The sequence below is a fragment of the Vibrio sp. R11-SG3-ISO3-SZ genome, from assembly GCF_059834345.1.
The window spans coordinates 19,376-43,307 of record NZ_JCBDGX010000140.1 but is presented as its reverse complement, the minus strand read 5'-3'; the positions used below and the strand labels follow the sequence as shown (position 1 = coordinate 43,307).

Here is a 23,932-nt window from a genome sequence, read left to right as displayed (position 1 = left end):
TTTTGAGGTGAGAGAGCAGAAGGGTACGCGTACCCTCACGGCTTACATTGATGGTGAAAATACCCACCCTAGTGATTGGAGCCATAGCGAACTCGAATCGGTTGTTGTGCTGAAAGGCTCTTCACTTTCCGGACTGTATGAAACCTTCAGTGACTGCATTGCCAAACATCATCCATCGCGTGCAGGTGTTGATGGTGTCGCGCCGCTGGGCTGGTGCTCTTGGTATGCCTATTATGCGCAAGTCAAAGAGCAGCAGATTCGCGACAATGTGCGCTGTATGAAAGAGAACATTAAGCCGCTCGAGTACGTGTTAATTGATGACGGCTATCAAGCGTTTATGGGCGATTGGCTCTCGCCTTCTGCGCAGTTTCCGTCTGGGCTTGCGTCCTTGATTGAGGAGATAAAGCGCAGCGGCAAAAAGCCTGCGATTTGGGTCGCGCCTTTTATTGCCGAGGGCAACTCAACCATTTTTCGCCAGCATCCAGATTGGTTTGTCACCCATGACAATGGCCAGATCATGAAAGCAGAAGACGTCACCTATGCGGGCTGGCGATGTACGCCTTGGTATCTGCTCGATACGACTCACTCGGATGTGCAAGATCATCTCACCCAAGTGTTTAAGACCATGTGTGAAGAGTGGGGGATTGAGCTGTTTAAGCTTGATGCTAACTATTGGGGAGCGTTAAAAGGCCGTCGTTGGCAGTCGGGCATTACGGGGGTGGAAGCCTACCGAATGGGGATGGATGCCATTGCTCAAGGGGCAGGCGATGCGTGGCTACTGGGCTGCAATGCCCCAATGTGGCCGTCGCTAGGCATGGTAGATGCGATGCGCGTATCCGATGATGTCGAGCGAGACCCAAGGCGATTTGAACAAATCGCCAAAGAGACCTTCTACCGCAGTTGGCAGCATCGCAAACTGTGGCAAATCGACCCCGATTGCGCGACGTTGGTCTCGTTGCCCAATCAGGCAGCGGAACGTCAAGCGTATGAATTCCATCGTGATGTGTTATTAGCCAGTGGCGGATTACTGCTCTCTGGCGACCCTCTACCGGATCTCACCACATTCGCGAAAAAGACCCTAGCGAAACTGGTGATGCGACACAACCACAATCAAGACGCCGCCAAGTTTACCGCGTTTAACCTGCATCATGGGTTTTTGAAACTGACTGAGCGTAACGACTTACACTGCTTATTTAACTACCACCAAACCGGCCGAGAAGTCACGCTGACCTCCGATTACCCAGTGTATTGGTTTGATTATTGGAGTGGCGAGAAGCTGACCGCTGAGCCTGAGCAAGTGATTGAAGTGACGCTTGAGGCGGGCTTATCGAGCCGCGCGATCATTACCGCCCCGTCTTGATGCTTTACGCTACATATTCCCCCATCGATTGGGTAGAATGACGTTTTTTGCCAATCTAGGATCTCAATGTCGATAATTTTAGGAATCGATCCGGGCTCAAGAATTACCGGATATGGCGTGATTCGCCAAACAGGTCGACATCTTCACTACCTCGGCAGCGGTTGTATCCGCACGTCAGAATCGGAATTGCCCGGCAGGCTCAAGCAAATTTACGCGGGCGTTTCGGAGATCATCACCCAGTTTCAGCCCGATGTGTTTGCTATTGAACAGGTCTTTATGGCGCGCAATGCCGATTCCGCACTTAAATTAGGTCAAGCCCGGGGCAGCGCTATTGTGGCGGCGGTGAATGCTGAGTTGCCGGTGTACGAATACGCTGCGCGTCTGATTAAACAAGCTGTGGTGGGTAATGGCGGCGCGGATAAAGAGCAAGTGCAGCACATGGTTCAGTCGATGCTCAAACTGCCAGCCAAACCACAGGCGGACGCCGCCGATGCGCTGGGTGTGGCGATTTGTCATGCCAACACCAACAAAACCTTGGTGGCGCTCGCGGGAAAAGCGACCAGCGCACGACGAGGACGCTACCGCTAGTTTTTTACTGGCTATATATCCAGTTCTTTATTATCATCAAACCACTTTTATACAGCGAATAGGACGAACCAGTGATTGGACGATTACGCGGCATTTTAATTGAAAAACAACCCCCAGAGCTGCTGATTGAAGTTAGCGGGATAGGCTATGAAGTTCAAATGCCCATGAGCTGCTTCTATGAATTGCCCAACATTGGTGAAGAAGCGATCATCTACACGCACTTTGTGGTTCGTGAAGATGCGCAGTTGTTGTACGGCTTTAATACCGTCAAAGAGAGAGCGCTGTTTCGTGAAGTGATCAAAGCCAATGGCGTAGGGCCAAAACTGGGTCTCGGCATTTTATCGGGTATGACGGCGAGTCAGTTTGTCGCCTGTGTCGAGCGAGAAGATGTCTCTACCCTGGTCAAGCTGCCTGGAGTAGGCAAAAAAACCGCAGAACGATTGGTGGTTGAGATGAAGGATCGCCTCAAAGGCTGGGGAGCGGGCGACTTGTTCACGCCACATACTGATGCCGCGCCGATGGATTCGGCGACACAATCAAGCCAATCGAACGCGGAAGAAGAGGCGATCAGTGCGCTGCTTGCGCTTGGCTACAAGCCAACCCAGGCGTCTAAAGTGGTATCGCAGGTGAAAACGTCAGAGATGAGCAGCGAAGAATTGATTCGTGAAGCGCTCAAATCTATGGTCTAGCCCATTGAAAGGTAAACAGTCATGATTGAAGCGGATCGCCTGATTGCCCCAGACAATGCTGTCTACAAAGAAGAAGACGTCATTGACCGTGCAATACGCCCGAAAAAGCTCGAAGATTACCAAGGCCAGGATCATGTCCGTGATCAAATGGAAATTTTCATCAAAGCCGCCAATTTGCGCAGCGAAGCACTCGATCACTTGTTGATCTTTGGTCCTCCGGGTCTGGGTAAAACCACGCTGGCGAACATTGTGGCTAACGAGATGGGCGTTAACATTCGTACCACCTCGGGGCCAGTACTTGAAAAAGCGGGCGATCTGGCCGCCTTGTTAACCAATCTCGAAGAAAATGATGTGTTGTTTATTGATGAGATACACCGCTTGAGCCCAATGGTTGAAGAGGTGCTCTATCCTGCAATGGAAGACTATCAGCTTGATATCATGATTGGTGAAGGCCCGGCGGCGCGGTCGATTAAAATTGATTTGCCGCCGTTCACCTTGATTGGCGCTACCACGAGAGCCGGGTCGTTGACGTCGCCACTGCGCGATCGTTTTGGTATTACTCAGCGTTTGGAGTATTACAAAATCGCCGATTTGCAGCACATTGTCCAGCGAAGTGCCGATTGTCTAGGGCTGTCGATGGATGCGGAAGGGGCGCTTGAAGTCGCGCGCCGTGCGCGAGGCACGCCTCGTATCGCCAACCGACTGCTACGCCGCGTACGTGACTACGCTGAAGTAAAAGGCAATGGCCATATTTGCGCTGACACCGCAGACAAAGCGCTCAATATGCTTGATGTTGATGCCAAAGGCTTCGATTACATGGATAGGAAATTACTGCTCGCCATTATGGAGAAATTTGGTGGCGGACCGGTTGGCCTCGACAACATGGCGGCAGCGATAGGTGAAGAGAAAGACACCATCGAAGACGTTCTTGAACCTTACCTCATTCAACAGGGGTATCTGCAACGCACACCAAGAGGTCGTATTGCGACCGATCGAGCTTATCTCCATTTTGGTATCGACAAGTCTTAGCGAGTCAATGCCCAATCGTGAATGAAAACTAAGTTTGCATAACCAGCTCCGATGAGCTGGTTTTCTATTTTTTGGTGATCAATGTCACAAATGTAAATTCTTTGCTACCCCTTTATGGTTAATGAAATAAGGTGTTTTGTTAATCGCTTGTTCTGCATAAAAATGAATTCGACCCGTCTAATTACGCCCCATTAACATCCGCGCTGATTTTCTTTTGATACAGATCAATTTGATGGAAAATTAATCAAAAATGCGGCACTAAAGTTGATACAAATCAAAGCGGACAGTTTCTATAAACCTTTTGAAACGCAGAATTTTTAGCAGTAATATTAGTTCCAGCTATATTAGCTGATGCTTAACAATTAACTAACTGTTACGGTACATTTTTGCAACAGTAAGCCGTTATCTGATAACAACCTTTAAGATTGGGTAACGAATAATCATGCTGCATCAATGGAAGTAAAGTGTCTTCAGCCGGCACAAAAGGAGTAATCAATGTTCGATATTGACGTAGTGGATCTGTCGCGGTTGCAGTTTGCATTAACCGCGATGTATCACTTCCTCTTCGTACCGTTGACTCTCGGAATGGCGTTCTTACTCGCCATCATGGAGTCTCTGTACGTGATGACCGATAAGCAAATCTACAAGGACATGACCAAGTTCTGGGGTAAGCTGTTTGGTATTAACTTCGCCCTAGGTGTAGCAACGGGCCTGACCATGGAATTCCAATTCGGAACCAACTGGTCTTACTATTCTCACTACGTAGGTGACATCTTTGGTGCGCCTTTGGCCATCGAAGCACTGGTTGCCTTTTTCCTCGAATCCACCTTTGTCGGCTTATTCTTCTTTGGCTGGGACAGGCTCTCTAAGCGTCAACACTTAGCCGTCACTTGGCTCGTTGCGCTTGGCTCCAACTTTTCGGCGTTGTGGATCTTGGTGGCCAACGGTTGGATGCAAAACCCAGTTGGCGCAGAGTTCAACTTCGAAACCATGCGTATGGAAATGGTGAGCTTTGCCGAAGTGGTGCTCAACCCAGTGGCACAAGTTAAATTCGTTCACACGGTCGCTTCAGGTTACACGACGGGCGCTATGTTCGTGCTAGGCATCAGCTCTTACTACTTATTGAAAGGTCGTGACATTGCGTTTGCGCGTCGTTCGTTTGCGATTGCGGCTTCTTTCGGTATGGCGGCGATTTTGTCGACTATCGTCCTTGGCGATGAGTCAGGTTACGAATTGGGTGAAGTGCAGAAAGTGAAACTTGCGGCAGTTGAAGCTGAGTGGCACACAGAGCCAGCCCCAGCGGCCTTTACTCTGTTTGGTGTCCCTAACCAAGAGACCATGCACACCGATTACGCGATTAAGATCCCTTACGTTATGGGTATTATCGCGACACGTTCGTTTGATGAGGAAGTGACGGGCCTTCGTGATTTGCGTGATCAGCACGTCGAGCGTATCCGCACTGGTATGCTTGCTTATGAGCTGTTAGAGAAGCTGCGCGCTGGTGACCAATCTGCTGAAAACGTTGCGGCGTTTGACGAAGTGAAGGGCGACCTTGGCTACGGCTTGCTGCTCAAGCGTTACACCGACAACGTTGTCGATGCGTCAGAAGAGCAAATTCAAGCGGCGGCGGATGACTCCATTCCTACTGTTTGGCCTCTATTCTGGTCGTTCCGTATTATGGTGGCGTGTGGTTTCATCATGCTGTTTGTCTTTGGCGCGGCGTTTATCCAGACCTGTCGTCAGAAAATCGAACAGAAAGCGTGGATCCACAAAGCGGCGCTATTTAGTATCCCATTGCCTTGGATTGCGGTTGAAGCGGGGTGGTTTGTCGCCGAGTTTGGTCGTCAGCCTTGGGCTGTGGGTGAAATCCTACCAGTTCACGTTGCTGCATCAGCGTTGACTGCGGGTGAAATCTGGACGTCGCTGTTTGCCATTTTGGCGCTTTACACCGTGTTCTTGATTGCAGAGGTCTACCTGATGGTGAAATTTGCACGCAAGGGACCGAGCAGCCTGAAAACAGGTCGCTACCACTTCGAGCAAGATGCTAACTCTGTTGAAGACAAAGTTAGTCGCCAAGTAGAAGCTTAAGGCAAGGAGAAACACAGATGTTTGAATACGAAATCTTGCGATTGATTTGGTGGGTACTGATTGGTGTTCTACTAATAGGCTTCGCCATTACTGACGGTTTCGATATGGGGGTTGGTGCGCTGGTCCCTGTTATCGGCAAAAATGACAACGAACGTCGTGTCATGATCAACTCTATCGCCCCGCACTGGGACGGTAACCAAGTGTGGTTGATTACCGCGGGTGGCGCGCTGTTTGCCGCTTGGCCACTGGTGTACGCGACCTCGTTCTCCGGTTTCTATCTGGCGATGATCGTGACATTGGCAGCACTCTGGTTGCGTCCGATTGGTCTCGATTACCGCTCTAAGATTGAAGATCCTAAATGGCGTAACACTTGGGATATCTGTATCTCAATCAGCGGTTTTGTCCCACCGATTATCTTTGGTGTGGCGTTTGGTAACTTGCTGCAAGGGGTTCCGTTCCAACTCAATGAGTTCTTGATGCCGACCTATCACGGTTCCTTCTTTGGCTTGTTGAACCCATTTGCTCTGCTGTGTGGCATAGTGAGCTTGTTTATGATCATCATGCAAGGCGCAACCTGGCTACAGATGAAAACCACCGATGACGTGCACGCTCGTGCTCGTGGCGTGGCTCAACTGATGGGTCTACTGACAGCGGCTGCCTTTGTGGGCGCGGGTTTTTGGGTACAAAGCATTGATGGTTATGTGATCACTAGCGTGATTGATGGCAATGCGGCGTCAAACCCACTCAATAAAGAAGTGGTGCGTGAAGCTGGCGCATGGATGAGCAACTTTGAATCCTACCCACTGATGTGGCTAGCACCTGCACTGGGTGTGGCGATGCCTCTGTTGGCGGTAGTGGCGTCTCGATTTGAAAAAGGCGGCTTTGCCTTCTTGGCATCGAGCCTTGGTAATGCGGGCGTCATTTTGACCGCAGGTTTTGCGATGTTCCCATTCGTAATGCCATCGGATTTGATGCCAAGTCACAGCCTAACCATGTGGGATGCGACGTCATCTGAGCTCACACTGAACCTAATGACCGCGGTTGCGGCCGTGATGGTACCTGTGATTTTGGGTTACACATCGTGGACCTACTACAAAATGTTTGGCCGTCTCGATAATAAATACATCGAAGACAACAAAAACTCACTCTACTAAGGAGCAACAATTATGTGGTATTTCGCATGGATTCTGGGTGTACTCTTAGCGTGTGCGTTCGGCATCATTAACGCGCTTTGGTTAGAGCACTCAGAAATGATGGACAAAGACAGTGAGTAATCTCACTGCGCGTGTCACTAAGTGGCATGCGCCAATGGATAAGACCCTATTTCGGGTCTTATCTTTGGTGTTGGGTTTTTACCATGTCGCTATGGTGATGTGGGATCCAGAACGCTACGCTGCATCCATTGGCGGTTTTAATGCCGTGATCTCACCGCTGATGATTTGGGCCATTTGCTCAAGCATGGTGTATGGCATCGGCTTTAAGCCGCAGAAATGGGTTTGGCAGTGCCTGTTTAGCCCCTATTTCTGTTTGAGTGTTTTGGGCTACCTCACCGTAGTGAGATTGCTCTAAACGCGATCCCCTCACCGCCGGCGAACCCGTCCGCTCATTCCATGAGCGAAATAGCACTACTGATTGAAAGGTAGTGCTATTTTTTTGTTTCAATCTTTGAAAAGCGCCGATAAGCCCTTGCGTAAACCCCAATGAGTTGCGTTATAGTAACAAACCGTTTGTGATGGGCTTGCGTCCTTTCTCCGGTGGGACCGATAGGCACAAGGAGCCGAGATGACATTTGAATGGCCAGTGACGGTCTACTACGAAGATACCGATGCCGGTGGCGTGGTATATCACTCCAACTACTTAAAGTACTTTGAACGCGCGCGAACCGAGCTACTTCGCACTATCGGCGTATCGCAACAGCGTTTACTGGAACAAAAGTTGGGTTTTGTAGTCCGACACATGGATATCGACTTTTTACACGGAGCGCGTCTAGACGACCATCTCAAAGTGCTGACGCGCGTCGAAGAAATCAAAAAAGCATCGCTCACATTCTGTCAGGAAATCGTTAATCCTGAAGGAAGGTCATTGTGTAAAACAATGGTTAAGGTAGCATGTATTGATAATGAGAAAATGAGGCCAACGGCGATACCTCAGTCAATAATTACGGAGTTTACACACGGTGACCGCTGATATTTCCATGCTGGATCTGTTCCTGCAAGCAAGCTTGCTGGTAAAAATGGTCATGCTGATTCTTTTGGGCATGTCGATAGCCTCTTGGGCGATGATCATCAAGCGCAGTAAAGTGCTCTCACAAGCCGCGAAAGAAGCGGAGACGTTTGAAGATAAGTTCTGGTCGGGCACCGATCTTTCTGTCCTTTATCAAGCGGCCAATAAGCGCAAAGATGAACTGGCCGGTACGGAAGAGATTTTCTACTCGGGCTTCACAGAGTTTGCTCGCCTACGTAAATCCAACGCTGATTCGCCAGACTACATTATGGAAGGCACGGGACGCTCGATGCGCGTCGCAGTCGCTCGCGAAGTCGATGAGTTAGAAACACATCTGCCGTTTCTTGCGACCGTTGGCTCCATCAGCCCTTATATTGGTTTATTTGGCACGGTTTGGGGCATCATGCACGCCTTCATTGCACTGGGTGAAGTGAAGCAAGCGACGTTAGCTATGGTGGCGCCAGGTATCGCCGAAGCATTGGTAGCGACTGCGATGGGTCTGTTTGCTGCTATTCCTGCGGTAATGGCGTACAACCGCCTGAGCAACAAAGTGGGCAAGCTTGAGCACAATTACGCCACCTTCTCCGAAGAATTCCACAGTATCTTGCATCGTCAAGCGATGGCCGGAAGAGACAAAGCGTCCAAGGAATAAGCGCGATGGCAGGCTATCAACCGAAAAAGCGTAAGATGACCGCAGAGATCAACGTCGTGCCTTACATTGACGTGATGTTGGTACTGCTGATCATCTTTATGGTGACTTCACCGTTTGTCACGCAAGGGGTCGATGTTGAGCTACCTAAGACCTCCACCGCCAAACCCGCCTCAGAAATGGCGGGAGACAGCGACGCGAGCTTCATCATTGTCGAAATCGACCGAGATGGAAACTTGGGGCTAAGTGTCAACGACGAAGACGTGGTGCGCGGCTTATCACTGCAAGACATTATCGTGCGAGTTAAAGCGGAGCTCTCGCTTAAGCCAGACTCACCGGTAGCGGTGGGCGGCGACGCGGCCACCCCTTATGCCGAAGTTGTCTTGGTGCTGGATGAGCTCAGCCGTGCGGGCATTCCTAAAGTCGGCCTCCTGACAGACATCAAAGAGTAAGTGCTCCCAATCTATGAAAGAAAAGAAGTCTCTATTTCGTGAATACAAAAAGCCCATACTGATTTCAGTTGGGCTTCATGCGGCTTTGGTGGTGGCACTGATTTTGGGAACGGATTTCACCATGTCGACGCCAAAACCAACGGGCCAGCTCGTGCAAGCGGTGGTCATAGACCCCAGTGCGGTGCGCGCGCAAGCACAGCAAATTCGCAGCCAGCGTGAAGAGGCCGCGAAAAAAGAGCAAGAGCGTCTCGATAAGCTGCGCCGAGAAAGTGAAAAGCTCGAGCAGAACCGTAAAGCGGAAGAAGAGCGCATTCGCAAGCTAAAAGAGCAGCAAGCGCAAGAAGCCAAAGCGGCGCGCGAAGCAGAAAAACGCCGTGTTGAGAAAGAAAAGCAGCGCGAAGCGGAAGAGCAGCGTGTAGCCAAACTTGAGGCGGAGCGCAAAGCGAAAGAAGAAGCGGTGAAGAAAGCAGAGCAAGAACGCCTAGCCAAAGAGGCGGCGATTGCTAAAGCAGAACAAGAGCGTGTCGCTCGTGAGAAAGCCGCGCAAGAGGCGCAAGAAAAGGCGCGTCGTGAGCGTGAAGCGGCGGAAAAAGCGGAACAAGAACGCATAGCGAAACAAGAAGCAGCGAAGAAGGCTGAGCAAGAGCGGATTGAAAAAGAGCGTGCAGCCAAAGAAGCCGCAGAAAAAGCGCGTCAAGAGCAGGAGCGTTTGCAGCGACTGGAACGTGAGCGCAAAGAGCAAGAGGCGGCGCTTAACGATATCTTCGCTGGCCTAGAGTCAGAGTCACAGAGTAACAGCAGTGCGCGTTCACGCCATGTAGCCAGTGAAGCGGACCGCTACGGAGCGATTTACACCCAGCTGATCCAGCAGAATTTATTGCTTGAGGACAGTTTTCGGGGAAAGTCTTGTTTGGTTAACCTGCGCTTGATACCCACGGGATCGGGCGCGATTGTTGGTAATTTGAGCGTTCGAGAGGGTGACAGCCGTTTGTGCGCCGCGACCAAGAGTGCGGTTGCCAAAGTCGGCACCTTTCCGCTGCCAACCGACCAAGACATAGTGAACAAGTTAAAAGACATCAACTTACGAGTAATTCCTGAGTAATTCAGGATTGAGTAAAAGGAAATGCTTGTGTTAAAGCGATTAGTATTAGGATGGGTGCTCACCACTATGAGCCTGTTTCAAGTAGCCAACGCGGCCTTGGAACTTGTTATTACCGACGGTATTGATTCTGCGCGTCCCATCGCGATTGTGCCTTTCCAATGGGAAGGTGCAGGCAAGTTACCTGAAGATGTGTCTAACGTGATTGCATCTGACTTGCAGCGCAGCGGTAAATTTAGCCCAGTTGCCACCAGTAAAATGCCACAAACGCCGTATAACGAATCTGACGTCAACTTTGATGCTTGGACGAGCATCGGTGTGGATGCTCTCGTCACCGGTAGCATTAGCCAAAATGCGGAAGGCAACTACGTGATCAACTACCAGCTAGTGGATGTGGTACGTGGTCAGTTGACGCAAGGGCAGAGCAAAGCGCTCAGCGACGATGGTCAATTGGTCCTATCAAAAGATCACGTGCTGTTTAACAAGCGTGCCACCGTACCGGGCGATCGCATGCGTGAGTACGCGCACCGCATTGCCGACCTTGTCTACCAAGAGCTAACCGGTGAACGCGGCGCCTTTCTGACCCGTATTGCCTATGTGGTTGTCAATGACAAAGAGACGTTCCCTTATCAGCTTCGCGTCGCCGATTATGATGGCTACAACGAGCGTTTAGTGCTGCGTTCTAAACAACCATTGATGTCACCAGCTTGGTCACCGGACGGTCAGCAGCTTGCCTATGTGAGCTTCCAAAACGGCCAAGCAGAAATCTACATCATGAACATTTACACCGGCAAGCGTGAAAAAGTGACCTCTTATCCGCGTCACAATGGGGCGCCACGATTCTCACCAGACGGCAGTAAGTTGGCGTTGGTGCTGTCAAAAACCGGTAACTTGCATGTGTATACTCTGGACCTAAACAGTCGCAAGTTAACTCAGGTGACGACGGGCCGCTCTAATAATACGGAGCCGTTTTGGCACCCAGATGGTAAATCTCTGATCTTTACCTCGGATCGGGGTGGAAAACCTCAGATTTATCAAGTAGATTTGGCAAACGGGTCATCCAGTCGAATCACTTGGCAAGGAAGTCAAAATTTAGGTGGACAAATCACGCCTGATGGTCGTTTTCTTGTGATGGTTAACCAAAGCAACACCGGTTTTAACCTTGCAAAACAAGACCTAGAAACAGGGGCGGTACAAATCCTAACGAAAACACTGCTCGATGAATCTCCGAGCATAGCGCCAAACGGTGGCATGGTGATTTATAGTTCGATCTATAACAAAGCCAATGTGCTGTCCATGGTCTCCATCGATGGGCGTTTTAAAGCGAGATTACCAGCGACAAACGGACGTGTTCGTGCACCTGCATGGTCACCATTTTTGTAGCAAGTAAATACCTAAAATAAGGAAAATCAACAATGCAACTTAATAAAGTGTTTAAGGGGCTTCTAATTGCGCTTCCTGTCCTTGCAGTTACAGCATGTAGCTCAAGCGACGACGCAGCTAACGCTTCTGGTTCTGAAACTAACCAATCAGTTCAAGGTTCAGCGAACGGTACAGATACCACTATGGTCTCTCCTATCGATCAAAACGCTCAACTTTCTGAGCAAGAACTAAAAGAGCAAGCGCTACGTGAAACGCAAACTATCTACTTTGCTTTCGACAATGCAACTATCGCAGCAGATTACGAAGAGATGCTAGCAGCACACGCGGCATACCTAAGCAAAGATCCTGCGCTTAAAGTGACTATCGAAGGCCACGCGGATGAGCGTGGTACGCCTGAGTATAACATTGCCCTAGGTGAGCGTCGTGCGGAAGCCGTAGCGAAATACCTACAAGCACTTGGTGTTCAAGCTGATCAAATCGCTATCGTAAGCTACGGTGAAGAGAAACCTCTTCTTCTTGGTCAGTCAGAAGATGTTTACGCTAAGAACCGCCGCGCTGTTCTAGTGTACTAATTCGAGGATTGCCTCATGTTCAGTAACTTAAAGCGAGCGTTTACGCTGACGTTACTGGCAAGTGCAGCGAGCTCTGTGCTCGCTGCACCAGCCCCAGTATCTGATCTCGGCAGTAGTGGCAACGGCGCTGCGTCGACATCCGTTGTGCGTAGTAACGAGTCAGACGTAGAGCGTCTTGAACGCTTATTAGAAAACCGCAACCGTGTGCAGCTACAAATGCAGCAGCAACTTGATGGTATGGCGCTAGAAATCAGCGACCTTCGCGGACAAATCGAAAAGAATAATTACGACATGCAGCAAATGCTGCAACGTCAACGTGAGCTGTTTATCGAGCTCGATAAGCTGCGCGCTCAAGCCAGCGCCGCGCCTGCTGTGGTCCCTGCGGATGCAGCAGACAACCAGCCGACCGGCACCTTCAGCTCCGATGCGAGCGAGCAAGAAGCCTATCAAAACGCCGCCGATCTCGTGCTGAAAAAGCGCGATTACACCGGCGCTATCGCTGCATTTAAACAGTTCCAGCAAGACTACCCAGATTCTAGCTTTGCGCCTAATGCCCACTACTGGTTAGGACAGCTCTATTTCGCGAAGAAAGAAGACAAAGAAGCCGTGAACAGCTTTGCCGCTGTGATTGCCTACCCAGAGTCCAATAAGCGTGCAGACGCACTGCTCAAATTGGGTGACATTGCTAAGCGCAACAACAATGAAGCTCAGGCGAATAAGTACTACCAACAGGTGGTAGATGAGTACCCTACCAGCGCATCCGCCAATATGGCAAAGGAACGCATGTAGACTCTGTCTCGTTGCGTGTCTCGTCGCCCTGGGGCAACACATCATCAACAAGAAGGAGCGCATGTCGCTCCTTCTTCATTTTGGGTTCGATAGCCTTTGTCTCTTACGCATAAGCAGCGGTTCTAAGGATGAGGTGGAATCTACAACACACTTGGGGTTACAATATTCGGACTACTGGAAGTTGCGTAGAGCAAGAGCAATGAGCCACATACTCGATAAAATTGAAACCGTTTACCCATTCCCTCCTAAGCCCGTTCCGCTGACGGATGCAGAAAAGCAGGCCCACGTGGCCAATATTAAAGCGCTGCTGAAAGAAAAAGATGCGGTACTGATTGCCCACTACTACACCGATCCTGAAATTCAGGCGTTGGCAGAAGAAACCGGCGGCTTCGTGGGTGATTCGCTTGAGATGGCGAAATTTGGTAACCGTCACCCAGCCAGCACTTTGATCATTGCGGGCGTTCGCTTTATGGGTGAATCTGCAAAAATCCTCACACCTGAAAAGCGCATCTTGATGCCAACCCTAGAGGCGGAGTGTTCTCTTGATTTAGGCTGCCCAGCGGATAAGTTCAGTGAGTTCTGTGATGCACACCCTGATCATACTGTGGTGGTGTACGCCAACACGTCTGCAGCGGTAAAAGCGCGCGCTGATTGGGTGGTGACATCGAGTATTGCACTCGAAATCGTCGAACACTTAGACGCGCAAGATAAGCCGATCATCTGGGGCCCAGATCGTCACTTAGGTTCTTACATTGCCAACAAAACAGGCGCAGAGATGTTGCTTTGGCAAGGGGAGTGCGTAGTTCATGACGAATTCTCCGCAGATGCACTGCGTAAGATGAAAGCCGTCTACCCTGATGCGGCGATTTTGGTCCACCCGGAATCTCCCGCTAGTGTGGTTGAATTGGCCGATGCGGTTGGCTCGACCAGCCAGCTGATCAAAGCCGCTAAGGCTCTGCCGCATAAGCAGATGATCGTCGCGACGGATAAAGGTATCTTCTTCAAAATGCAGCAATTGGTGCCAGAGAAAGAGTTGATTGAAGCCCCAACCGCTGGCGCGGGTGCAACGTGTCGCAGCTGTGCACACTGCCCTTGGATGGCGATGAATGGGCTTAAAGCGATTGAAACCGCCCTGCGTGATGGCGGCAAAGAGCACGAAATCTTTGTGGACGAAGCGCTACGAGTGAAATCACTCATTCCGCTTAACCGCATGCTTGATTTTGCGGAGCAGCTTAACCTGCAAGTGAAAGGCAACGCCTAATCTTTGATGCGTTAAACGCCTATTGAGAGAACCAGCCATTGTGTTAGCGCATTGGCTGGTTTTTTTCGTTCTAGGGATCCGCTAGTATGAAAGCCATAGACGCCAATATCACAACAGTAGAGACTCAGCATGACATTGTGGCTCACCTTTAGAAAGTGGATGATGACGCACTTGTTCAAACTCAGTGCACGCAATGTGCTGATTTTGTTTTTTCTCTACGTGTTGATTGCATGGGTCTTGCTTGATGCCAGTGGTGAGCAAGCGCTCACACAAGATATTTCAACCTATTTTTATTTTTTGATGGTGACCGCCTCGACCGTGGGTTATGGCGATCACTCACCGCAGACTGCCGTAGGAAAATGGGTTGTGATGTTGTTTGTCATCCCTGGCGGGTTAACCTTGTTCGCGGCCTTAATTGGACGACTGGCGGGCAGTGCGGTGGACTATTGGCGAGCTGGTGTATTAGGAAAACGGAGAGTGGGTGTGGAGAATCATATACTACTGTTGGGGTGGAACGGGCAGCGCACGATGCATTTGATTCGGATGCTACAGCATGAGGAAGCGGGCAAGCGCCCGATTGTACTGTGTAGCCGCTCAGACATCGAAAACCCATTGCCTGGTGAAATTGGCTTTGTGCGAGTCACCAGTTATACCGACCAGCAAGAGATGGCGAAAGCGTCTATCACCGATGCGAGCTGTATCGTGGTCGACAATCTAGAAGATGACATCACGCTCTCTGCGGCTCTCTACGCGGCGAACGTGAACCCCAAGGCTCATTTACTCGCGTACTTTAAAGATGAGGCGCTCAGCCAGCTTCTTAGCCAGCATTGCCCGAATGCCGAGTGCATACCCGCAGTAGGCGCAGAAATGCTCGCCAAAGCGGCTGTTGACCCGGGCTCTAGCGCTTTGCATCAAGAGTTGCTTGCTTCGACGCGGGGTATGACGCAGTACTCCACCACGTTACCAACGGGCTTTATTCAGCGCGACATCGCGCCTATTTTTGATTACATGAAGCGAACTCAACAAGCGACATTGATCGCGATTGATGTTGGTGAGGGGATTGAGCTGAACCCGGATTTAGATCGGCAAGTCAAAGCGGGCGATAAGCTGTTCTATATTTCAGATGAACGAATCGAGTCGTTCCGGTGGCAAAAGTTGGATTAAAAAACGCGGCGTGATGCCGCGTTGTTCGTTTCCATTCAGGGATTAATCTTGCTCCGCCAGCATTGAGCCACGCATGGTAAGGCCGCATAGCATGGTTGGCACAGCGTTGAAAATCTCTTCAAACTGCTCTAAACCCTCAATACCTTGATCGGCCAAGGTGGCGATGGAGGTCTCGGGATCGTACAACATGCTGATAGAAAGCAGTACCCCACCCAATAGCGCGTTATCTTCGCTCTCTTCTGGCATGATGGTTTCCCAATCATCGCGCGCGAGTTGCCAGCCTTGCAGTAAGCCTTCGCAGAAATCGCGAGTCGCTTCGTTGACGATCTCTTCTTCATCAATCTGACAGCTCTCTGGCCATTGCCATTCATTGTTTAACAGGGCAGGACGGTAGTCATTCCACATCGCGATCACCGCTTCAATGTAGGACTCAAGCTGCTCACCATCGGAAAACGGAGCGACGTCTTCACCGCCCCATAAGAATGGAAGCCACTCTTCCGGTGCCAGCACGTTGGGTGCCGCGGCCATGGAAGTCACAAAACCGCGAGTTTTGTTTTCGTTAATAAGTCGGCCTTCTAGTTCTGGCAGAGCTAGGATCTCTTGTAGCGTCAAAATGGGTTCCATTGAGTGTTTGAGTTGTGATGGAGCAATGTTAACAGTCTCTTTCTGAGAGAAAAAGGTTGAACCCTAGTGATATCCGCTATAATTTTTTAGAAACAGTAAAAATTCAGACGTTTATGAAAATTCGTTCTTCCCTCAAGCGCAAAAGTAGTTATGCGCTGGCGCTCTATTTGGCGCTGGCGGTGACGCTCATTGGTACCGTGAGCTACTTGGTGGTTGAGCCACCGATACGCGATCAGTTGGAAGCGAATTTGGATCTGCGCACTGAGCTCCTCTCGGCGCAAATCGAAGAACCGATCAATAGCTCGCTGGGCATTTTGCAAAGCATTGTCGCCATCGGCAGCAACAACGAGCCGCAAGATCATCAAGAACGGATTTTGTACAAACTGTTTGAAACGCTGCAGGGCATCACTGTCAGTGGTGGACTGTGGCCGGCCTCGAACCAAGAGGGCGCTCAAGACGCGCGTGAGACACAACTCCAAAGCCTGTTCTTTACCCGAGCCAGTGATGGCCTGATAGACAGAATACGCTCATGGGATAATCCTGCTTTAGGGGGTTATCAGCAAGAACCATGGTTTACAGCGGCGGTGGAAAAGCCCGCCGGTTATGTCGCATGGTCTGAAGTCTATATTGATCCGTTCACCCACATTCAGATGATTACCGCTTCCTCGCCATACTATGTTGACGGGCGATTTGCCGGTGTCGCTACCGTCGATATTTCATTGTCCAGCTTGGTGAAATTTGTTCGCCAACATGCTGAGCAGTACGATCTCGGCGTCATCTTGCGCGATGCCTACGGGGACTTGGTGACCGAGCACAATTTTCAAGTCGTGAGAGGGATGTACATCAGTCGCTTCCAATTTGGTGAGTTTAATTGGAGCGTGGATGTCATCAACGCCAAGCGCCTCGTGACCGAACAAGTCTATGAAGTCGTCTACAAGGTGGAGGCGGGTATTGTCCCCATCATGCTGATCTGTGTACTGATTGGGTACTTTTTGATTAACCGCTACCTCATTTCTCCCATTGTCTATATCGCCAAAAAAGTGGATGATTCTCGTGAAGGTGGGGTGATAGACATTACCTACAACAGCCAAGATGAAATTCGTCACCTTATCGACACGTTTAACCAAAAGACCGTGTATCTTGATGCGGAAAAACGCAAGGCGCAGGCCTCGACCGAAGCGAAAAGCGCGTTTTTAGCCTCGCTGTCTCACGAAATACGCACACCGATGAATGGCGTCTTAGGTACGGCGCAGATTCTACTCAAAACCGATTTAGATGATGAGCAGCGCAAACACATGAAAACCCTCTATGACTCTGGGGATCACATGATGACGCTGCTCAATGAAATCCTCGATTTCTCCAAAATTGAGCAAGGTCGTCTAGAGCTCTCAAATCATCCTTTCCCGCTTGAATCGATCATCGGCAGCGTAAACAGCGTCTATTACACCCTGTGTAATGAAAAAGGACTCAAGTTAACCGTGCACAGTGACGTACCGGATGGGCGTTGGTACTGCGCCGACAAAGCGCGTCTAAGGCAGATCCTATTTAACTTGCTCAATAACGCGGTGAAGTTTACATCTCGCGGCTACGTGGAAGTGCATTTGAGTGAACAAAAGCGTGATGGGAAGAACTACCTCAACGTCGAGGTCAGAGACTCGGGAATCGGCATCGCCAAAGAAGCGCAAGGGAAGATCTTTAATCCTTTTGAGCAAGCAGAGTCTTCAACGACACGACGTTACGGTGGAACAGGGCTTGGCCTCTCTATTGTTAAACAGATTTGTGAACTGATGAACGGCGAAGTAAGCGTAACCAGTGAGGTAGGGATCGGCTCGAGCTTTCACATCAGCATCGAAATGGCCATCAGTGACATTCAACCTGTCGAAATGGCTCAGCGGTGCAAAGTGGACTACAAAGGGCTCAAAGCGCTGATTGTGGAAGATAACCGCACCAACTCCGTGATCATGAGCACGTTTTTGGCCAATAAAGGCTTTACGTGTGATTGTGTCGATAATGGTCAAAAAGCCATTGATGCGATTGGCTCAACCCACTATGACCTAGTGTTGATGGACAACCACATGCCCGTAATGGATGGGATCGAGTCCACCACAGCGATTCGAGCGCTCCCCGATGGCCATGCCAGCACCTTGATTTTTGGCTGTACGGCCGACCTGTTCAAAGAGACACAAGACAAAATGTACGCCGCAGGTGTGGACGCCATTATCTCCAAACCCATCGATGAAACCGAGCTTGACGACACACTGTTCCAGTTTACTCATCGTCTGTATGGTTCAATGAGCGCAGTCATTTCAAACGAAGAAGAGTTAGAGAAAGCACTGGTGAGTTTGTTCGTAGCGATTGAAAATCAACAGTTTGAAGAAGCACTGACCTGCGTTGAAGCGATTCAAGCAAGTGTCGACTCGTCGAAAAGTGCCAACTTACGTCAAGCCATCGACAACCTTCACGGTGACATAGAAGCCAAGCGTACGCCAAGCCAAATCGATTTGGATACTCTCGCCGTTGAAGCGAGTCGGAACATCTAGAATTGGCTGCCACATTCACCTCAATACTACCTGAATGCTCGTTTTGCTCAGAAAACACACAAAGGTCAGAAAGGTAGTGAAAAATGCTGCCTTGCTCACACTATTTGGTGGGTTATTGACCAAGCTTACTTAAATTCGAGATCAAAGACTGCAAATTTACTGTTCTAATAGCGCCATCAACTGGGTGATATTTTTATCTTAGTTGTATGTGTTGTTGTTTGTGTGTTGTATTAGTTTATTGTTTGGTGAGTGAAATGAGGCCTAGAGCGCCGTTTTGTATTCGTCATGCCGCTGCAGATACCTTTGCAATGGTCGTGTTTTGCTTTATTTCCGGAATGATCATTGAGATCTTTATCTCTGGTATGACATTCGAGCAGTCTCTTGCATCAAGAACGCTGTCTATTCCCGTCAACATCGCTATCGCATGGCCTTATGGCGTGTTTCGTGACTTTGTGTTGCGTCAAGGGCGACGACTATCGCCATCAGGTGCAATGAAAAGCGTCTCAGACTTGCTGGCTTACGTGCTGTTTCAATCCCCAGTCTATGCCGGCATTCTTCTGGCCGTGGGGGCATCCACCGATCAGATCATGACGGCCGTTGCCTCGAACGCTGTCATCTCATGTGGTATGGGTGTGTTGTACGGCTATTTTCTCGACCTATGCCGCAAGTGGTTCCGCGTTCCGGGTTACTACCAACGCGCGTAATTGCATGAACCTTAACCACTTAACCCAATAAGTAGCCAAACAAACCCAATGACTTGGCTTTTTTTGGGAATGGGTCTTGACCTAAGGTAATAGAATCATTAAATTAGCGCCTCGTTGGTGAGCAACACCAACCACAATTTGATTCGGTGAGTTGTCCGAGTGGCTGAAGGAGCACGCCTGGAAAGTGTGTATACGGCAACGTATCGAGAGTTCGAATCTCTCACTCACCGCCACATTCTTAAAGGTCTGATTTATCAGGCCTTTTTTCGTGTTAGGGCTGTGTGCTATCAACCTAAAGGTACAAAATAGCAGACAATGACAGCTACATTACCAAATTATACATCCCGACAATGCACCTATCTTGTTCGCAGCAGAGCAGGCATCTACTCGTTTCGCTGGAATATTCTCGCCAATGGTAAGCACCACCAGCCTAAACTTTCACGGAAAATGAGAGACTTTTTGACGGCTGTTCGGTTTGCCTCCGACCTGGCAAGTCGACTCCTTCAGCTTCCAAATCCTACCATTGATGAAATAAAATCCATCTACAGTGACTTTTCAGGGAAGCAGAAGAAACAGAACTTGTTATTATCTTCCATTGATATAGTGGACTTTCTTAAAGATTTGAGTGCAAAAAGTCAGACAGAATATCGCAACTGTTGGAATGGTTTTGTCCATTGCCTTTCATTTTCAAAGACTCTAGACAGCGTTAGACAGGCTCACATTGAAAAGTGGAAAGAGACCCAGCCAGACGTGTAGCGTAACTACTATGAGGAAAAAGTTACGCTTTCTCTCTAGTTGTTCTTACTTGTGAAAAGCCGGGCCCAAGCGTCTGTATAGATTCAATTTCTTCAACCTCATGCCTGTTCATAAGCTGTAACCCAAACACCTTAGGAGGGAGGAGTGCGTCGTTCGAACAGTCTACTCTTAGCTCGTTGAGCACATAGCCAGCTAAGGCTGCGTTAGTCTCGATGTTTCGGATCGGTTTTCCTTCCATCTCTAGCTCCCATGCTAGGTTCTTGATGTTTCCATGCCGGGTATGAGGAGCAACACTTAGGGTGACAATAGTTTGCCACTCTTTGTCTTTTTCTGGGGGAATATACTCAGAGGTATGAGCTGGTTCTGCAGAGACAAATCGACTGACTCGAAATGAGCGCCCACCACCTTTGCTGTCATTCGCTTCAGAGTCCCACCCTCTGACATGCCATGCACCTAAGCCGAAAAAAACAGAGTGTGGAGAATAGATGCGAGGTTTCTTGCCCTTTGAGGAGTTGTATTCAACTGCTAAGGGTTGTTTAGCTACAATCGCCCTGGTTATGTGGGACAGAATTTCGTCTGATATGTTTTCAATTATTCTGGCAGAGTTCTGCACTCCATATGTAGCGGTTTCGAGCAGAGTTTCTTCTATACCCCAAGCAAATAACCTCAAGGCCGCAAAAGCATCATGTTTGAACTTGGGTTGAAAATTAGGCGTTCGGACATAGCAGCGTCTCCCCACGTCAAATTGAATATTATCTTCAAACTTTTCCCGGTACTGATTGAATGCACGGCTAGAGGTAGCAATAGAGATTTCTCCATGCTTCATTAAGTCAGCACGATTTACCTTGCCATAGAACATCAGATAGAAGTCTATTAGTCGGAGTCGTTTTTCTTGAACTGTATCCATATCATTTTGCACCTGAGTATCAAAATTTACTGTACTAATTTACTCTAACGATGCAAATGATTCTAGTGTAGGATCGAATTATGTAGAGAATTGCTTGAAAGTTCAGTAATGGTAATTGTCGTGAAATATAACTGATTCAATTGCTTAGAGGTGATTATGAGTGCGTTGCTTAAAACCTATTTAGAGATAGCCGGACCAGAGGCTTGTATGTTTGATGAAGGCTTCCTGGCTTTAGTTGATGCACAAACCGGGCTAGGAAAAACCTATCAAGCAACGGAATTGCAACTGCAACACCTCGTTATCGATTCAGGAAAAACACTAATTTATGCGACGAACTTGCGCGTTAATGTTAAAGAGGCATACGAAGATCTGCTGAATCGAATACAAAGCAATAGCTCTATTTCCGAGCTGCAAAAAAAGCAGCTCAAAGAGAATGTAATTCTGATACCAGCACAAGATACCTGTATCACCGAGTTATCTGATAGTGATTGGGCGTTAATCTATGAAGCTTTGGAAGTGCGTGAACGTCGGGAGATAAAAACAGCTTTAGATAGGATCAACCTGTTGGAGCAAGCTAAGGCGGGTACAAACTCAAATACGTTTGATGAAGAACTACGTAGCCGTTATGGCGCCATTTTCTCTCTGGTAAGAGAGTATCTGAGAAAGAAAGGGAATTGGAGCTATGAGCTAGAAACAGTACTAGACAAAATATTCCCGGCCAGAAGAATACGAAAAGGTACAACGCAAGTGCTGTTTATGACTACGTCTAAGCTACTTTATCCCTGGCATGGCATCCACAGTACTTACCGAGTCAGTGACTTCCTGGACAGCTCTTTGCTCATCTTGGACGAGTTTGATCGACAGCAGGGTGAGTTTTTGACGCATCTCATCAATACTGTATCTGATTATGACATTATCGCCTTGACACGAAAATTTTATGCAAGCTTTGATAGCTTTAAAGTCCGTGGGGCTCCTGAATTTATGGGCGTAGATAAAAGCTTTGATAAATTCCGTGCTGCTTTAAAGGACTTCAAAAGCAAATGGAAGGTTCAATATAGACCGTATATCTCCAACGCTACGATTCTAGAAGGTAGTGAAAACCAAAGCAGAATATTTACCCTACTGTCTGACAGGATGTCCATTCATGCCATCAACTTCAAGCATGAAGATCTTAGGTCTAAAACTAACCATTTAGAAGGTAGCCATGAAATTGGTCCCGGAGGTGATGAGAGTGCGATTCAGTTTGTAAACAATGGTGCTCAACTTGTGCGAACATTCTGCAATGGAATGCTGGGCGCTATTCTCAAGCTAAAAAACAACCTGGAAGGTCTCGGGGATTTAACCACCTATACAACGGAAAACCTGGTAGAAAAGATCCTCAATAACCTTGGGCTTGCGGAGCTCACGAAAAGTATCATGTCACTAATTTCTGCAAGGTTAAGCTTCAAGGTAGAAAGTGAATATAAATCTTATAGTTTTCACGACAGTGGGTATGAGATAGCTAATATCTCTAGGTACAGTGAGACCGATGATACCGTAGTTGCATCAACCTTCGATTTAGCTTTGACATCATCAGGCTTGTTGGCTCACTGGGTTTTAGCTGGAGCAAAGGTTCTGGGTATCAGTGCAACTGCGACCAGTGCGACTGCGATTCATAATTTCGATCTAAAGTATCTACGAGATGTACTATCAACGCGATTCATTGTGCTTAATGACGAGCAGAAAAAGGCGATACAGGCAGAGTATTACGCAAAGCGTCGTTATAAGGAAAATGGTGTTCAGATAGCGGTACAGAGCATCTCAGAACGAGTTGCTTGGGGCGGTGTTGAGAAGCTTTACCAAGAGTTCAAAGGTAGTGCTCTGATGCCTCAGATTCTGGAAATGCAACTATGCGAGATGTTGGGCATTGATAAACCGGAAAGCCTGCCATTTGGGCTAAAAAGGGTAAATAAGTTACTTGAATCCATCCGACTGTTCTCAGTACACCGAGATAACCGATATCACTTCTGCATGCTTAACAAAAGTTATAAAACGAAAGAGTTTTTTGAATTTATGGCATTTGTCGGAGATAAGTTCGGTGTCAGCATTTTCGAAAACATCAATGCGGCATCGTTCAGAACCGATGAATTTCAGTCTGTGCTTGAACAACTCGAAACTACATCTAATAAGGTGGTTGTCATCACCAACTATCAGGCCACAGGGGCAGGGCTCTCACCTTCGTACGCTATAGCACAAACGCATAACTTGATATACATCGGCTCTGAGGGCAGTAAGCCTATACAGAACAAAACTGATATAGACTCTATCTACCTTGAGCAACCTAAGAGCTTAATTGGTAGTCACATCTACGACTCTATGCTCAGAAATGAGCGAGATCTGGCGATTAAAAAGAACATCCATGATGCGCTAATGTTGCATGAACAGGGCATTGTCGTGGCTAATGATGTAAAAGGCCAACTGAAATGGTTTATCTCCTCAAAGGTCAATGGCAGAGCTGTCGGTAAAATGATTGCGACTTATAAAGGCAGTGAAGACTATCGCTACGCAGTGTACCGTTTTGTTGAGCAAGCATTAGGGCGTATGTGTCGTACTGAGTGGAAGCAGGAAGAGATCTCCATAATGTTTGATGCTCAGGATGACTTTGTTGAAGCTCTGGCAATGGATAGCCGCGACCTCTCGTACTTGTCTATTGAGTATCGAGAGCTGATTGTAGAAGTGAAAAAGCAGCTGCGAGTTGCTGTAGAAGAAAAGCTGCGTTCAGCTTATCACCCGAAAGCTGCAAGAAATTACGCACATATACAGCGATTGATCACCAGTGTCTATGAGCACCAGAACCCTAGTGCAATAGGCCAATATGAAAGGCTGCGGCAGTGGATGATGAGGAAACCAGCGATGGATAGTGCACCTGATGGTGAGGAGATGCGCTATTACATTGAGCTAGATGCAAGCCTGGGCAAGTATCACTATCAGGTTGAGTTCTCGCACGAGAAAGGTATTACGGAAATGTTCATCGACCTGTAGTGGTACGGTGAATTTGGCCACCTGATTAGAGGTG

General features: G+C 48.7%; 22 protein-coding genes and 1 tRNA gene. 21 read left to right on the top strand and 2 right to left on the bottom strand.

Going from position 1 to position 23,932, the window contains the following annotated elements; all coding sequences use genetic code 11:
* The 17 genes from AC6R1O_RS16405 to AC6R1O_RS16325 all read left to right on the top strand — a co-directional run.
* Positions 1 to 1,360, top strand: a 1,360-nt coding sequence (locus AC6R1O_RS16405; RefSeq protein ID WP_500657418.1) for a glycoside hydrolase family 36 protein, incomplete at its 5' end; no start/stop codon positions are given.
* A 66-nt stretch (positions 1,361 to 1,426) separates the two neighbouring features.
* Positions 1,427 to 1,948: a crossover junction endodeoxyribonuclease RuvC gene (gene ruvC, locus AC6R1O_RS16400; RefSeq protein WP_487902666.1), complete on the top strand. Its 522-nt coding sequence runs from the start codon at positions 1,427 to 1,429 to the stop codon at positions 1,946 to 1,948.
* Between the two features lie 71 nt (positions 1,949 to 2,019).
* Entirely contained in the window at positions 2,020 to 2,637 is a 618-nt protein-coding gene (ruvA, locus tag AC6R1O_RS16395; protein ID WP_500631932.1) for a Holliday junction branch migration protein RuvA, read from the top strand.
* Positions 2,638 to 2,658: 21 nt separating this feature from the next.
* Complete coding sequence (ruvB, locus tag AC6R1O_RS16390; protein ID WP_334550969.1) at positions 2,659 to 3,666, top strand: Holliday junction branch migration DNA helicase RuvB; 1,008 nt, start codon at positions 2,659 to 2,661, stop codon at positions 3,664 to 3,666.
* A 495-nt stretch (positions 3,667 to 4,161) separates the two neighbouring features.
* Positions 4,162 to 5,754, top strand: coding sequence for a cytochrome ubiquinol oxidase subunit I (gene cydA / locus AC6R1O_RS16385; RefSeq protein WP_500631933.1), 1,593 nt, complete (start codon positions 4,162 to 4,164; stop codon positions 5,752 to 5,754).
* Positions 5,755 to 5,771: 17 nt separating this feature from the next.
* A complete protein-coding gene (cydB, locus tag AC6R1O_RS16380) occupies positions 5,772 to 6,908 on the top strand; it encodes a cytochrome d ubiquinol oxidase subunit II (protein WP_500631934.1) in 1,137 nt (378 codons plus the stop codon).
* 12 nt (positions 6,909 to 6,920) lie between these two features.
* Positions 6,921 to 7,028, top strand: a complete 108-nt coding sequence (cydX, locus tag AC6R1O_RS16375) for a cytochrome bd-I oxidase subunit CydX (protein ID WP_000270284.1) — start codon at positions 6,921 to 6,923, stop codon at positions 7,026 to 7,028.
* Positions 7,021 to 7,323 carry a cyd operon protein YbgE gene (gene ybgE, locus AC6R1O_RS16370; protein ID WP_500631935.1) on the top strand — a complete coding sequence of 101 codons (303 nt, stop codon included), beginning with the start codon at positions 7,021 to 7,023 and terminating at the stop codon, positions 7,321 to 7,323. Before cydX ends, ybgE begins: the two co-directional genes overlap by 8 nt.
* A gap of 213 nt (positions 7,324 to 7,536) precedes the next feature.
* Positions 7,537 to 7,941 carry a tol-pal system-associated acyl-CoA thioesterase gene (gene ybgC / locus AC6R1O_RS16365; RefSeq protein ID WP_334550962.1) on the top strand — a complete coding sequence of 135 codons (405 nt, stop codon included), beginning with the start codon at positions 7,537 to 7,539 and terminating at the stop codon, positions 7,939 to 7,941.
* Entirely contained in the window at positions 7,931 to 8,629 is a 699-nt protein-coding gene (gene tolQ, locus AC6R1O_RS16360; protein ID WP_500631936.1) for a protein TolQ, read from the top strand. Before ybgC ends, tolQ begins: the two co-directional genes overlap by 11 nt.
* A 5-nt stretch (positions 8,630 to 8,634) precedes the next feature.
* Positions 8,635 to 9,078, top strand: coding sequence for an ExbD/TolR family protein (locus AC6R1O_RS16355; protein ID WP_487902661.1), 444 nt, complete (start codon positions 8,635 to 8,637; stop codon positions 9,076 to 9,078).
* A 13-nt stretch (positions 9,079 to 9,091) separates the two neighbouring features.
* Positions 9,092 to 10,180, top strand: a complete 1,089-nt coding sequence (gene tolA / locus AC6R1O_RS16350; protein ID WP_500634134.1) for a cell envelope integrity protein TolA — start codon at positions 9,092 to 9,094, stop codon at positions 10,178 to 10,180.
* A 27-nt stretch (positions 10,181 to 10,207) separates the two neighbouring features.
* Positions 10,208 to 11,560, top strand: a complete 1,353-nt coding sequence (tolB, locus tag AC6R1O_RS16345; protein WP_500625849.1) for a Tol-Pal system beta propeller repeat protein TolB — start codon at positions 10,208 to 10,210, stop codon at positions 11,558 to 11,560.
* Between the two features lie 32 nt (positions 11,561 to 11,592).
* The gene (gene pal / locus AC6R1O_RS16340) at positions 11,593 to 12,132 is read left to right on the top strand and encodes a peptidoglycan-associated lipoprotein Pal (protein WP_334550954.1); all 540 of its coding nucleotides are present in this window, start codon (positions 11,593 to 11,595) and stop codon (positions 12,130 to 12,132) included.
* Positions 12,133 to 12,147: 15 nt separating this feature from the next.
* On the top strand, positions 12,148 to 12,921 hold the full coding sequence (gene ybgF, locus AC6R1O_RS16335) for a tol-pal system protein YbgF (protein ID WP_500634133.1): 774 nt from the start codon (positions 12,148 to 12,150) through the stop codon (positions 12,919 to 12,921).
* 199 nt (positions 12,922 to 13,120) lie between these two features.
* Complete coding sequence (gene nadA / locus AC6R1O_RS16330) at positions 13,121 to 14,182, top strand: quinolinate synthase NadA (protein ID WP_500634132.1); 1,062 nt, start codon at positions 13,121 to 13,123, stop codon at positions 14,180 to 14,182.
* 129 nt (positions 14,183 to 14,311) lie between these two features.
* Positions 14,312 to 15,346, top strand: coding sequence for an ion channel (locus AC6R1O_RS16325; RefSeq protein ID WP_500657417.1), 1,035 nt, complete (start codon positions 14,312 to 14,314; stop codon positions 15,344 to 15,346).
* Between the two features lie 42 nt (positions 15,347 to 15,388).
* Here the strand turns inward: AC6R1O_RS16325 and AC6R1O_RS16320 are convergent, their stop codons facing one another.
* Positions 15,389 to 15,958 (bottom strand): UPF0149 family protein, encoded by a 570-nt coding sequence (locus AC6R1O_RS16320; protein WP_500631941.1) that lies wholly within the window; start codon positions 15,956 to 15,958, stop codon positions 15,389 to 15,391.
* A 125-nt stretch (positions 15,959 to 16,083) separates the two neighbouring features.
* On the opposite strand from AC6R1O_RS16320, the gene AC6R1O_RS16315 reads away from it, so the two are divergent.
* The 3 genes from AC6R1O_RS16315 (at position 16,084) to AC6R1O_RS16305 (ending at position 19,447) form a co-directional block, all read left to right on the top strand.
* A complete protein-coding gene (locus tag AC6R1O_RS16315) occupies positions 16,084 to 18,510 on the top strand; it encodes a hybrid sensor histidine kinase/response regulator (RefSeq protein ID WP_500634130.1) in 2,427 nt (808 codons plus the stop codon).
* A gap of 254 nt (positions 18,511 to 18,764) precedes the next feature.
* The gene (locus AC6R1O_RS16310) at positions 18,765 to 19,214 is read left to right on the top strand and encodes an L-alanine exporter AlaE (protein ID WP_487902653.1); all 450 of its coding nucleotides are present in this window, start codon (positions 18,765 to 18,767) and stop codon (positions 19,212 to 19,214) included.
* A 145-nt stretch (positions 19,215 to 19,359) separates the two neighbouring features.
* Positions 19,360 to 19,447 (top strand) — tRNA-Ser (locus AC6R1O_RS16305).
* A gap of 545 nt (positions 19,448 to 19,992) precedes the next feature.
* On the opposite strand, the gene AC6R1O_RS16300 is transcribed toward AC6R1O_RS16305, so the two are convergent.
* Positions 19,993 to 20,877, bottom strand: coding sequence for a BrxR family helix-turn-helix transcriptional regulator (locus tag AC6R1O_RS16300; RefSeq protein ID WP_500634109.1), 885 nt, complete (start codon positions 20,875 to 20,877; stop codon positions 19,993 to 19,995).
* Between the two features lie 156 nt (positions 20,878 to 21,033).
* Here AC6R1O_RS16300 and AC6R1O_RS16295 point away from each other — a divergent pair, with 156 nt between their 5' ends.
* Positions 21,034 to 23,898, top strand: a complete 2,865-nt coding sequence (locus tag AC6R1O_RS16295) for a hypothetical protein (RefSeq protein ID WP_500657416.1) — start codon at positions 21,034 to 21,036, stop codon at positions 23,896 to 23,898.
* Positions 23,899 to 23,932: the final 34 nt, after the last annotated feature.